Source organism: Stenotrophomonas sp. YJH_SMC_8, assembly GCF_059371315.1.
On record NZ_JCAFUL010000003.1, the window covers coordinates 107743 to 120435 of the forward strand.

The 12693-nt window shown below is 63.0% G+C and carries 8 protein-coding genes and 1 tRNA gene; 4 read left to right on the top strand and 5 right to left on the bottom strand.

The genetic code is table 11. From position 1 onward, the window contains the following. Positions 1-163: 163 nt before the first annotated feature. Positions 164-745, top strand: coding sequence for a hypothetical protein (locus AC5P88_RS04300; protein ID WP_495224401.1), 582 nt, complete (start codon positions 164-166; stop codon positions 743-745). A gap of 94 nt (positions 746-839) precedes the next feature. Here the strand turns inward: AC5P88_RS04300 and AC5P88_RS04305 are convergent, their stop codons facing one another. The 5 genes from AC5P88_RS04305 to AC5P88_RS04325 form a co-directional block, all read right to left on the bottom strand. After that, positions 840-1844, bottom strand: a complete 1005-nt coding sequence (locus AC5P88_RS04305) for a DUF4238 domain-containing protein (RefSeq protein WP_495224403.1) — start codon at positions 1842-1844, stop codon at positions 840-842. A gap of 285 nt (positions 1845-2129) precedes the next feature. Further along, complete coding sequence (locus AC5P88_RS04310; protein ID WP_495224405.1) at positions 2130-3629, bottom strand: ATP-dependent nuclease; 1500 nt, start codon at positions 3627-3629, stop codon at positions 2130-2132. A 388-nt stretch (positions 3630-4017) separates the two neighbouring features. Then, positions 4018-4093 (bottom strand) — tRNA-Thr (locus tag AC5P88_RS04315). A 50-nt stretch (positions 4094-4143) separates the two neighbouring features. Beyond that, positions 4144-5148 carry a 2-hydroxyacid dehydrogenase gene (locus AC5P88_RS04320; RefSeq protein ID WP_106549443.1) on the bottom strand — a complete coding sequence of 335 codons (1005 nt, stop codon included), beginning with the start codon at positions 5146-5148 and terminating at the stop codon, positions 4144-4146. A gap of 97 nt (positions 5149-5245) precedes the next feature. Beyond that, positions 5246-8125: an autotransporter domain-containing protein gene (locus tag AC5P88_RS04325; protein WP_495224406.1), complete on the bottom strand. Its 2880-nt coding sequence runs from the start codon at positions 8123-8125 to the stop codon at positions 5246-5248. A gap of 254 nt (positions 8126-8379) precedes the next feature. Between AC5P88_RS04325 and AC5P88_RS04330 the strand changes: the two genes are divergently transcribed. Genes AC5P88_RS04330 through AC5P88_RS04340 form a run of 3 tightly spaced genes read left to right on the top strand, consistent with a single transcriptional unit; the run spans position 8380 to position 12655 of the window. Continuing rightward, entirely contained in the window at positions 8380-8889 is a 510-nt protein-coding gene (locus tag AC5P88_RS04330) for an RNA polymerase sigma factor (RefSeq protein WP_080354990.1), read from the top strand. Then, the gene (locus tag AC5P88_RS04335; RefSeq protein WP_106549441.1) at positions 8886-9854 is read left to right on the top strand and encodes a FecR family protein; all 969 of its coding nucleotides are present in this window, start codon (positions 8886-8888) and stop codon (positions 9852-9854) included. Before AC5P88_RS04330 ends, AC5P88_RS04335 begins: the two co-directional genes overlap by 4 nt. A gap of 14 nt (positions 9855-9868) precedes the next feature. Further along, positions 9869-12655: a TonB-dependent receptor plug domain-containing protein gene (locus AC5P88_RS04340; RefSeq protein ID WP_495224407.1), complete on the top strand. Its 2787-nt coding sequence runs from the start codon at positions 9869-9871 to the stop codon at positions 12653-12655. Positions 12656-12693 lie beyond the last annotated feature (38 nt).

Below are 12693 nucleotides of genomic sequence, written 5' to 3' on the forward strand. Positions count from 1 at the left end.
TGGGCGGGTTGTCCATAAGTGGCGATAAGGCCAACTTAGGACAGGATGCGAGGCGGTGTTTGGATGAGGATCGTCCGCGCCATGACGAGGAGGAAGAACGCAAGGGCTAAAGCGTTCGCCATTCCCAGCCGATACTTCCAAGGAGATCAAACAGGACGGCAAAGTGGAACTTCCCTCAAAAGACCTATGGACAGCAATCGGAACCGTCATCGCCGCCACCGTCGCCGCAGGTGTCACCTTCTTGACCGCCACGCTATCCAAAGATGCGAAAATTTCAGACTTCCGCCTAGCCTGGATGGACACCGTCAGAACCGAGATCGCTGAGATCTCTGCAAGATGCCTTCATATTCAAGAATCATCGAAAAGACTTAGAGCACAGGGAACGGCAGAAGTCCAGATACATAAAGAATTTGCAGAGGACATGCTTTCCATAAAAAGGAACATCGCGATGTTGCGAATGCGCCTAGATCCGCGCAAGCATCAGCCCGTCATCTACCTTCTCACCAAAGTCGACAAGAAGGAATGGAGTGAGCGCCCTCTGCAAGCATCTAGCCATGACCTACTGACCGAACTCCAAGAAGAGGGCCGCAAACTCCTCTTTACTGAATGGCAAAGAGTAAAAAAGGGTGAAGGAGCGTACATGCTATTCAGACCGCTCAGCAAATACATGTTTCTAATTCTCCTCACAACGTTGGGCATCATAGCTATCCTTGCCATCTCAAGAGTGATCAATCTTTGGAATTGAGCCCCGCCCCTCAATCACCCAGGGCTCCGTAGAAACCTCGCGCCCATGAATCCATGAAGTGCAAATGCCGGGCGTTCGACCAGCCGAGAATCGTTTACTCGACCGAAGTTCTCTTGCTTGCCATATCGGTGATTCGCGGACCACCTCTCAGCATCGGATGATCTGCAAGCATCCTGATGGGCAATGAGAAGTCTCCCACTGAGGAAAAAACATAGCGTTCGCTTCGGCTTACCTGAAGTGAATTGAAGTTCATCACATGCTCCGGCTTGTAAGGCAGCGCTGTGCCGAGGGACAGGGCATCGTCCAAAGCGAAAATTCCTTCACGGTCGCGTACGACCGACGCAGTGAGCTGGATTGGCAAGGAGCGAAGTGTGCTCGCCGCCTCAGTCACCTGTTGAGCCACCGATGGGCACCACATGGCGAGAGCACGTGTTGAAGAAAGGGGAAAGTAGATTTCGATCCCCTTAACACCGAGGCCGAGATTGCCGTACGGCCCCATTTCGATATGATTCTGGAGAGCGATCGGATTGTCGCCAATCATGAAGGGATGAGTCTTCGTGGTCTTCGCCAGAAACCAGACCTTGTTGAGAAAGTGAGGGCCGAAGTCAGTCGGCGCCTGCAAGATCATTCGTGCTGTGTCGATCTTGATTTCGTTCTCGGTCTGCGGGCGAGTGAGCGCTTCAGCCTGGGAACCTGGTGCGACGTGGTCGCCCATGGAATCAATCTTCTCACGCAGCAAGCGGCGCATGTCTTCCCATTGCATCCGGAAGGCTCGCGTCCTAACGAACTGGATAGCAAGGAATGCGGCCAGAAGAGCGCGGCCTTGGGCTGGAATTGCGCCGACAGAATCATCCTGGAGAATCCGCTCCATGATGGGTTTCGCTTGCGACTCGATCCTTGACAGTCCATCTTCCAAGGAGTGGTCAGCACCATCGACCACAAAATCATAGAAGCGCGACTCACTGGCGACATTCTTGGCGTTCGTCTGGAAGCTTCGTCCGGAGGCCTTGTCGAAGACCCAGAGTTGGTCCTTCTTCCCTGTTCCGAATTTTCGCAAGAGGAACTTCGGAACGTAGTGCTGGATCTTCGCTGCCGTCATGGCGGTCCTTGAAAGCGCTGGTTTGATTGGGCGCAATCTTATCCCGCCCACGCGCCTTGCATGTCACGATCCATGCCTTATGTCCAAAGGGCTGCACACGAAGAACAGCCCACGAACCCGAGTGTCCCTGGGCTCGTAGCGGCGTTCTTTGGGCTCAGCGGTGAAGCCGATGCGTTTGGTGAGGGCGACTGACATTAAATGACTGCCCTGTAAGTGGCGATAAATCCAACTTAGGACAGGATGCGACACGGTGTTTGGATAATGATCGTCCGCGCGCAGCTTCGCTTATCCCCGAAGGATCGGTCCAAATTGCTGCATGACTCTATGCATCGAGTTTCTGAACGTGTGGTCCGCTAGCAACTTCAGCAATGCAACCTCGACGTCCAATGAACTTGCATTAGGCAGCTGTTGAGCCAACAGATCGCAAACCTTATCCACGATTCCCTTGGCCACCTTCCGGGGCTTGGCCGCATCATCCGGCACTAACGGAATGTCTTGAGCGCGAAGACTCAAGGTGTTGAGGACGAAATGCTGTCTCAATTTCATCAACGCTTCCGCTCTATTTCCATGAAGATACTCTACAAGGCCCAGTTCTGGCGTGTAAGGCAGGTAGGAAATATTTGCAGCCTGTTCCGCCGCGATTCTAACAATCTCCTCAACCCTTGCATCCGCGATTGACTGCTGAGCATCTGCGTCAAGGACCATGTACGCCTTTGTGATCGCCGGAAGCAACGGAGTTTGACGAACAAAAAAACGAAGCACATTTGCAAACCCCCCGACCGGAACAGCACTAACACCTGGACAGATAGATCCGTCTGCGTACAAACGCGTCATCGCATGCCGGACCAACTGTTCCACAACAATTCGGGCAGACTCATCTTCTACATATATCAAAATGTCGGATGCCGCCTCTTCACGATAGGCCAGTGCGCCCAGGACATAAGACGGGAAGCAGCCGCGTGTACATTGAACAACGCCGTCTTCCGTCTCCTGAAGGAACAACAGGCTGTCACGTGAGGCTTGCTTGATCAATGTGGAAGAGTGCGTAGACACAATAACGGTCAAGGACTTGCTGCCAGCAATCTCACCCAGATGGCTAAGCAACTCTGCCTGTGCTGTAGGATGAAGCGCAAGCTCAAGCTCGTCTATCAACAAGAGGGAGTTGTCAGGGCAATCCTGCAGCATCCGTAGCAGCTTAATGATACACAGCTCACCCAAGCTAAGGTTCTTTTCTGAGAAGTACTGCTTCTTTCCTCCTACATCGGGAAGCTCAATCAAGAACGCCTGACTCCCCACTCCTCGGCGCACATTGATTGTCTTCAAAGCGTCGAACTTGTCCGTGCAGAATATCCTGTTAGCTGCATCAATTATTCCTTGCGGGGCGGCGCGCACTCGTCTAGGCGAGAAATCCTCCTGACTCGGCTCGATTCGATCTGCATTCGCCGCAATGTAAAGCACGTTCGGGTACGGCAAGAGCGATAGAACCTTGCTGTTTTTCTTCGGCGTAGGAACCCACCGTTCAGTTCGGTACGTGTATGAAACGTCTCCACCTGGTGTCTCGTAAGAGATTGTCGCTCCCTCGTAGGAATCCAATCGATCGGATTTTTTCGAGGCAGGGAAATGGAGGGGAAAGGAGTTACTAAATCCGATACGCCTGATGCATCCGAGCAGTGAAGTCTTCCCCGTGCCATTTGCACCAGTAAGCAGCCACAATCCCTGACTCGGGATTTCAAATTCTAGACGTTTGATATGGCGCAGGTTTTCAATGATGATCTTCGAAGGCATTCCATTCCCCTGTATCGACACTCGTGAGAGTTTAGCCGGTATGATCTTGCCCGAGCGGGGTCTTCGAGCGGGGCTTAAAGACGGCGACCTTTCTCGTCAGTCATCTGTCGGAACTGCAAGAGCGTCCCGCTCATCAGCCTTTGGCCCAGCAGCATCCCGGATCTCAGGATAACGGCTGTACAGGGAAGTATCGTCTCCAGCTAAGTCACCCTGAAGCCTCCCTGTCGATGGTACCGCGGCCTCGGCGCGCGGACACGACCCATCCGCAACTCGCAGCAACGAAGCCCGGCCAGCACTCAGCTGGGCGCGAACCCCTTTCCCATCAAAGAGTTCCACGAGCGCGCCCAAACAAAAAGCCCCGACCAAGGCCGGGGCTTTTCATAGCAACTGGTGCCGGAAACAGGAGTCGAACCTGCGACCTACGCATTACGAATGCGCCGCTCTACCAACTGAGCTATTCCGGCGGAGCCCGCGATTTTACGGGTTGGGCGCCCCGGCGGTCAATCCACCCGGCTCAGCCCGCCTCGACCCGGTTGGCGCAGGGCCGCCCGGCGGCGAAATCGGCCAGGTTGCCCAGCGTGATTGCCGAGATCTCCTGCAGCGCCTCCACGGTGAAGAAGCCCTGGTGGCCGGTCACCAGCACGTTGGGGAAGGTCATCAGGCGCTGGAAGGCCTCGTCGTCGATGATCTCGCCGGACAGGTCCTGGAAGAACAACGCGCTTTCCTGTTCGTACACGTCGATAGCCAGGTGGCCGAGCCGGCGCGACTTCAGCGCGCGGATCACCGCATGGGTGTCCACCAATGCGCCACGCGAGGTATTGACCAGCATCGCGCCCGGCTTCATCCGCGCCAGTGACGCGTCATTGATCAGGTGCTGGGTATCGGGCGTCAGCGGGCAATGCAGCGAGACGATGTCAGCGCGCGCCAGCAGTTCATCCAGCGCCACCATTTCGCCGACACCCGCGAAGGCGGCCGACGGATACGGGTCATGCCCCAGCACGGTGCAGCCCATGCCCTTGAAGATGCGCGCGGTAGCCTGCCCGATCTTGCCAGTACCGACGATGCCGACGGTGCGTCCATGCAGGGTGCACCCGAGCAGCCCATCGAGCATGAAGTTGCCTTCGCGCACGCGGTTGTAGGCGCGATGGGTCTGGCGGTTGAGGGTCATCACCAGCGCCAGTGCATGCTCGGCAACGGCCTCGGGCGAATACGCAGGCACCCGGGCAACGAACAGGTCCAGTGCTTTCGCAGCGGCCAGGTCCACATTGTTGAAGCCCGCACAGCGCAGCAGCACCGCACGCACGCCCAACGCGTGCAGCGCACGCAGCACCGCCGCATCCAGCCGGTCGTTGACGAACACGCAGACGGCGGCGCAATCCTGTGCCAGTGCTGCGGTATGCACATCCAGCGCGGCATCGAAGTAGGCGAACGTATAACCCTGCCCCGCCGCATCGCGCTGGTTGGCTTCGTCGAGGAATCGGCGGTCGTAGGGTCGGGCGCTGAAGACGGCGATCTGCATGGAAGAACCTGGGTGGAATGCCATGTCGACCATACCGCAGCCACGCGTCCGTGGGGATGGCACCGGCGATGCGAACATCGCCGGTGCCCTGTACCACTTAGAACCGGTAGCCCAGGCCCAGCATCACGCCGTTCTGGATCTGCCCGTCACGACGCTCGCCCACGTAGTCGGCCATGATCGACAGGCGTTCGCTGGCGCGGCTGGTCACGCCCAGGTTCCAGGCCAGCACCTGCTCGCCCACGGCCTGGCTGCTGGCGCCGAACACCAGGTCCGGTGCTGCGGCGAAGCCGCTGCTGTAACGGGCCTGCGAATCGCCCAGCTCCTTCTGCCAGACCACGCGCGCACGCGGGGTGATGCGCTCGCCGTTGTTGCCCTCGAAGGTCCTGAACAGCTGCAGGCCGGCACCAACGCGGATGCTTTCCAGGCTGCCGCTGCGACCGACCAGAGCACCCGCGCCCTGCCCTTCATTGAAGCGCGTGGCCGAGGTACGCGCGTAGTCCACCACTGGCAACAACGGCTGGATCACCAGGCCCTTGCCGGTGGTGAACGAGAACGCGTGTTCCACCCGTGCCGAGATCGCATCGTTGTTGTACTTGGCGCGCAGCGACTGCTGCAGGCCATCGATACCGCTGACGCTGCGCCGGGTGTCATGACGCAGGTCGGTATAGCGCACCGCCGCCGACAGATAGCCGCGCGAATAGGTCGCGTCCAGGTAGCCGCCCACGTCCAGCGCGCGCACGTCACCGCTGAAGTCGGAGCCGTCGCGGCCCTTGGTCGACATATCTGCCGCTGCCACGCTGACGCCCAGGGTGACACGGTCATCGGCAACGCGGGTATCGGCACCGACGACGATGCCGCCGATGTTATGGCTCAAGCCGGCCACGCCACCGTCGGCATCGATGCGGCCGTGGCTGGCGAAACCTCGCGCCCACAGGCCATGGTTGCGACCAGAGCCACTGCCTTCACCGCCACCCGCCGCCGGCTCGACCAGATGCATGGCCAGCTGGTTGAACAGGCTGCCGTGGCGCATGCCCGGCTGCGCCGACACCGACTGCGCGGCCTGCGAGGCCAGGCCGTCGGCATCACCGCCACTGCGCATCGCGGCCTGGTGCTGCTGCACCACGTTGCCGATGCTGCCCACCAATGCGTTGTCGGCCAGGCGCAGGCTCGCGTGCGCGTCACCGCGCAGGGCACCGGCCTGCTGTGCGATCACATCACGGTCGGCGAACTGCAGCGCGCCGAGCAGCGACTTCAGGCCACCGTCCCTGCGATCGGAAGCGGTCGCCAGCGCACGGCCAAGGGCATCGCCCGAAGCACCATTGGCAAACAGCCCCAGCTGGTCGAAGCCCGGGTTGGCGGTCAACCACAGGCCATCCGCGGTCTGTTTCACGTTGAAGCTCAGCAGCGAGTTGTGGCGTGGGCGGAACACTTCTCCGCCGGTGATGCTGGCGCTGTAGCCGGTGTCGCCCAGGCGCACGACGTCTTCGAAGCCGCCCTGGTAGATCGGGCCCTGCACGAGATCGCGACGGAAATCCTGGCCGTAGTAGCCCTGCGCTACATTCAGCTCCAGGAAGGCGCCCTTGGAGATCACCAGCGCGCCGTCATTCACTTTGCCGCTGGACTGGTCGAAGAAGCTGCCCACGCGCACGCGCCCGGCAGTGGTGCCACCGTTCTCGGTCACATCGAACAACACCTTCCCGCCCGGCATGATGTTGACGTAGCCATGGGTGACCAGATCGCCGCCGCGCGGCATCAGGGTCCCGTACACGCGCAGGCGGTTGAAGCCGTCCTCGCGCCAGGACGGGCGGCTACCGCTGGCCAGCGCACTGAGATCCATAGCGGTGCCGGCCACGTCACCATTGCCGACCAGCATGCCTGCGCCCATTACCCGCACCTCCGAAGCGCGCAGGGCGCCGCCTTCCAGTGCGATGGTGCCGTTGTCGACCAGCATGAAGTCGGCACCGGTGGTCGCGGAGGTCCGCCATGTCGCGCCGCTGGTCACGCGGATCACGCCCATGGAGTTGTCCAGCGTGGACGCATCCAGGTCGCCCAGACGCAGCTTGGACAGCAGCAGGGCCTTGTATGTGGGATCGTTCTGGTAGTCCTGTACCGAGTTCGCGCCGATGCCCTGCGGACCATTGCTGGACGCGTTGTAGATGCTCTGCGCCAGGTTGATGTAGCTGGACTGCCAGTTGGTGTTCCAGCGCGCGAAATCATCATCGACGAAGGTCTGCAGCTGGCGACCGGTGCGCAGGTAGCCCGGGTTGATGTCGCCGCTCACGTTGGCGGCGACATTCAATGTATCGCCCGGATCGCGGTAGCCCTTCGCGGTGATGATCCTGTTGTTGTAGATGTCCTGCCCCGGGAACGACTCCAGCTTGCTGCCGCTGCCATCAGGATCGAAAGTGACCGAGGCACCCGTGGTGCGCGCCGGATCGCGGAACACCAGCAGGCCGTTGGGCTGCACGACTTCATACATGGCCTTGTGCAGCAGCCCGGCATCGATGCCGCCGCCGTAGTTGCCGGTGTAGATCTGGGTCATCCGCGGCGACGGCGTGTAGATCACTTTGCCGCTGTTGCTGGCCGCGTGGATCTGTACCGAATCGACGATCGGCAGGTCACCGGCCAGATAGCGCTCGACGCCACCGGACTGCATGATCGAGCAGGACGAAATGCAGTGGCCGGACACGATGGTGTTCAGGCCGGACGTGCGGATCACGCCCTGCAGCCACTCGCCGGCGATCAGCGCGCCACCATTGGAGGTGCGCAGCACCACTTCGCGGATCGGCCGGCCCTCGGCCTGCGCCTTGGCCAGCAGCGCGGGCAGCGACACCACGTCGGCGTAGGTCACCCCGCCACTCAGGAAGATGCGATCCCCCTGCACGTGATAACTCATTGCCATGACGTCATCAGCCACCGCGATGGCACCAACGCCGATCAGCCCGGCCAGGGCCAGGCTCAACTTCGAATGCTTCATACGTTCTCTCTCCACCCGCAACACGCGGGTAAGGAGTCAAACGGCAGAACGCCGGAATCTCCCCCAGCGCGACCGGCCGGGAAAAATGAATGCATTCACAATGAGAGAGGGGGTGCCCTGCACTCTTCCCCATCCGGTCATCGTCGCGTAAAACTCGAAGGCGCATCCGCCAACGTCAGCCGAGGCCAGCCCTGTCCGTCCCGTCCCCCCTGATCCACCACGCGCCGGAGCCACCCGCGCCTGCGGACGCCTTCATCGCGTTCGTACGCGAGGAACGCGCGCCACTGTGTGCGTTCCTGCGCACACGAGGCGTCGGGCCGGAGGACGCGGAGGACATCGCGCAGGACTGCATGGAGCGGCTGATCCGCTATCGCGCGCACGGCACCGACGAACTGCGCCTGCTGCTGTATCGTATCGCGCGCAATCGCCTGGCCGATCGCGGCCGATCGCCGCAGTCGCGACCGCACCTGTCACTGGCCGAGCATGATGGTCACGACGAGCCCACCAGCCCGTCGCCGGACCCCTTGCGCCAGGCAGAGTCCGGGCAGATGTTGTCCCTGCTGCGGCAGGCCCTTTTCAAACTGCCCGAGCGCGCGCGCGAGGTGTACCTGCTCAACCGGATCACCGGCATGAGCTATACGCAGATCGCGCGGCACTGTGGAATTACAGCCAAGACCGTGGAAAAACATATCGCCCGTGCCCTGCAGGGCCTGCGCCAGGAGTTGGGACCGGATCCGCTGCACAACGACAGGGATACCGAATGAGCAGCCACCGGCATAGGGAAGACGCCTCGCTGTTCGCACGCGCCAGCACCTGGGTGGCGCGTCTGGAAGCTCCGGACTGCACCGCGGCCGAACGCGAGTCGTTCGAAGACTGGCTTGCTGAAGACCCTGCCCATGTCAAAGCCTGGGTGCAGGCCGAAGACCTTTTCCAGCAGGGCCAGGGCCTGGCTGCGGACCCGTGGCTGCGGACGGCTGCGGCGCGCGCGGCACGGCCTGCCCGGCGCCGCTGGCTGCCTGCTGCGGCCGCAGCCGCGGGTATCTGCCTGGCCATCGGCGTGGGCTGGATGGTAGCGGTGGATGGCAACCCTGCCCCGCAACGCTTTGCCAATGACACGCATCAGGCACAGCGGCTGACCCTGCCCGATGGCAGCGTGGCCATGCTCGATGCCGGCACGACGCTGCATGCCCGCTTCGGCTGGCGCCACCGCGAGCTGGACCTCGAACGCGGCCGCCTGCAGCTGCAGGTCGCGCCATCAAGCAAGGCATTGCAGCTGCGCGCCGGCACCAGCACGATCCGCGATATCGGCACGACCTTCCAGGTTGAGCGCCTGCACGATGGCCTGGTCGAGGTCGCGCTGCTGGAGGGCGCGGTGGAAGTCAGCAACGGCGCCGCCCAGCACACGCTGGCCCCTGGCCAGCAACTGCAGGTACTGCCCTCCGGGCGCATCCAGCCCGGTCCAGCGCTGTCCTCCACGGCAGCCGCCGAAGGCTGGCTGCACGGGCAGCTGGTCTTCGATGCCACCCCGCTGTCGATCGTGGTCGAACGCATGAACCGCTATGGCCATGCACCGCTGGTGATCGCTGACCCGGAGATCAGTGATCTGGCGGTCAGCGGCACGTTCCGCGCAGGTGACGCACAGGAGTTGCTGTCCGCGCTGGAACTTGGCTGGTCCATTGCTGGCCAGACGCGCCCGGATGGCGCGCTGGAACTGCGCCGCACGTACTGAGGAGGCCTGCGGTGATGGCAGGACCAGGCGCGCTGCAGTGGGGGCTGCTCCGCCCCCTGCTGTGCCTGGCGCTGCTGGTCGCCGCGCCGCCTGCCGCCCTCGCAGGCGATCCGGCCGCCACCCACGACTACCGCATCAACGCTGGCCCGTTGCCTTCGGCATTGCAGCAATGGGCACGGCAAAGCGGCATCGCTCTGGTGTTCGATGCCCGGGAACTGGCGGGGCTCCATGCCAACGGCACCCATGGCCTGGCCGATCCAGCATCGGCCCTGAAACAGCTGGTCGCCGGCATGCCGGTGACCATCCTTCGAACACCGTCCGGAGGCTTCGTGGTCCGCCGCATCCGCGTCGCGCCCGCGGCTGCGCCGCCGGTTCCGGCAACGGTCGCGCCGCGCCCGCACACGCCCCCACAGTCGCCACCCCAGGTGGACCTGGCGCCGATCCATGTCACCGGCAGCCGGTTGCCGCGCACCTCCGTGCAGACCACCCTGCCGGTGACCACGATCGATCGCGCAGACATCCTGCGCAGCGGCTACGGCAGCCTGTTCGACCTGCTGCGGCACCTGCCCGGCATGAACGGACTGCCAGCGATGAGCAGCGCACGCAGTGGCGATTCGCAGTACCTGCCTGTCGGTGCAGCCGCCACCACCAGCCTGGATGGCATGGGACCACGCGCCACACTGTTCCTGGTCAATGGCCGGCGCCTGCCCCGCTACCCGATGGTGTCACTGGAGCAGGGCGGGCTCACCGATCTGGGCGGCATTCCACTCAGCTTTGTCGAACGCATCGAACTGGTGCGCGGCGGTGCTTCGGCCATCTACGGCGCCGATGCCATGTCCGGCGTGGTCAACATCATCCTGCGCGACCAGGCTGACGGCCCGGAGGCGACGCTGCAGACCGGCCTGAGCAGCCGTGGCGACGCTGGCCAGTACCGCGTGCAGGCCGCCACCGGAGGCCTGCGCGGGAACGGCGACCGCTGGTTCGCAGGCATCGACCTGCATCGCGTCGATCACCTGGCGGGGGACCAGCGTGACTGGCACGCAGAGACGTCGCAGTACCTGATCGGTGCCTTCCGCGATGGCGACTACTGGCCCGCTACGCGCTGCGACGGACCATTGAAACGACGCGATGGCGCCTGCTGGTTCGACAGCTCGCGCCCTCGTTCGCTTCAACCGGCCTCCGATACCGCGTCGGCCTACCTGCGCTACCGGCATGAGCGTGGCCAGGGGCGCTACGTCTATGCCGAAGCCCGCGCCAGCCACAACCGGCAGCGCTTCGATCTGGGCCCGACCGCCGTCGCCCTCGGCCTGTACGGCTACACCTTCAACAGCGTCCTGCGCGAGGCCGGCAATGTGCGTCCCCAGGTACGTGCCACCGACGCCGATCTCACCCTGGGCATCGGCCGGGACCAGGGCAGCCACAGCTGGGACGCCGGCATCAGCGCGCAGCGCAGCGACGTCACCCTGTCCACGCCGGGCACCGTGCGCGCCAAGCCCTTCATCGAGGCTGCGCAGTCACTCAGGTTCCTGCCAGGCTTCGATGCATTGCCCGCCGATGAAGCCACGTCGCTGTTCCCATCGATCCGCAACCGTGGACTTACCGAGCAGTGGCAGGGCTGGTGGGGCATACAGCGCGCATTGATGCCGATGCCGGGCGGCAATGCGCAGCTGGCCACCGGTATCGACCTGCGCCATGAACGCTGGACATCCCACCCGGACACCCTGCTGAGCCAGGGCGATCTGGCACTGGGGCTGCCGCAGCAGCAGCGGCGCCTGTCGCGGCAGAGTGGCGGCGCGTATGCGGAACTGGGCCTGCCGCTCGCATCGGAACTGCGCATGGACGTGGCCGCGCGCTGGGACTACGACGGCGACTACACGGCATTCTCGCCCCGTGCCGGCCTGCGCTGGACACCAACACCGCACTGGTCGTTCCTGCTGGCCAGCGGCCGCGGCTATCGCGCGCCCAGCCTGTTCGAACAGCGCCGTCCACCAGGACAGTTCGGCACCCTTACTCTGCCCGCCTCAAGCGCACTGCCGCCCTGTGCACAGAGCGAGCCCGACGGCCGCTGCGTGGTCACTGCGGATGTGGCGGAGAACACCACGCTCAAGGCCGAGAGCTCACGCAGCCATTCGCTGGCGGCGACCTGGTCACCCAGCAATGCGTTCTCGCTTTCGCTGACCCACAACATCGTCGAACTGCGCAATGAGATCCTCGCGCTGCAGCCAACCGATGCCGTGTGGAACCGTGATACCTGGCAGCTGGATGAGGATGGCAACCTGAGCAGCCTGCGGCTGTCGTTCGACAATATCGGCCGTACCACATCCCGCAACTGGGTGCTGCGTGGCGAATACCGGATCGACACCGGCAGCAACGGCCAGTGGATGTTCTCGCTGGACGCGCTGAAGCAGCAGGAGCTGCGCCGCCGTCGCGACCACGAACCGGCGATCGACCTGCGCGGACATGTCACGCCCGAGATGGCGGCGGTCCTGAACGTGCAATGGCAGAACAGCAACTGGGACATCGCCCTGCGCGGCAACCAGGTGGGCCGCACCCGTGCATGGCTGCCCGGCGCCGAGTGCCCGCAGCGGCAGATCGAACAGAACCACTGCATGAACCCGCGCCAGCTGCGCTGGAACCTGCACCTGGCGCGCCGCCTGGGCCCGCGCGTCATCGCGGCGCTGGACGTGCACAACGTGCTTGATGCGCAGCCGGTGAACTACCTGGACGGCAATGGCGGGCAGATGCCGGGACTGGACGATCCACTGGGTCGTTACTACCTGCTTACCCTGCAGTTCCGCTGAGCGTAGTACGCTACGCGCCCTGTTCCACCGGCCTGCCA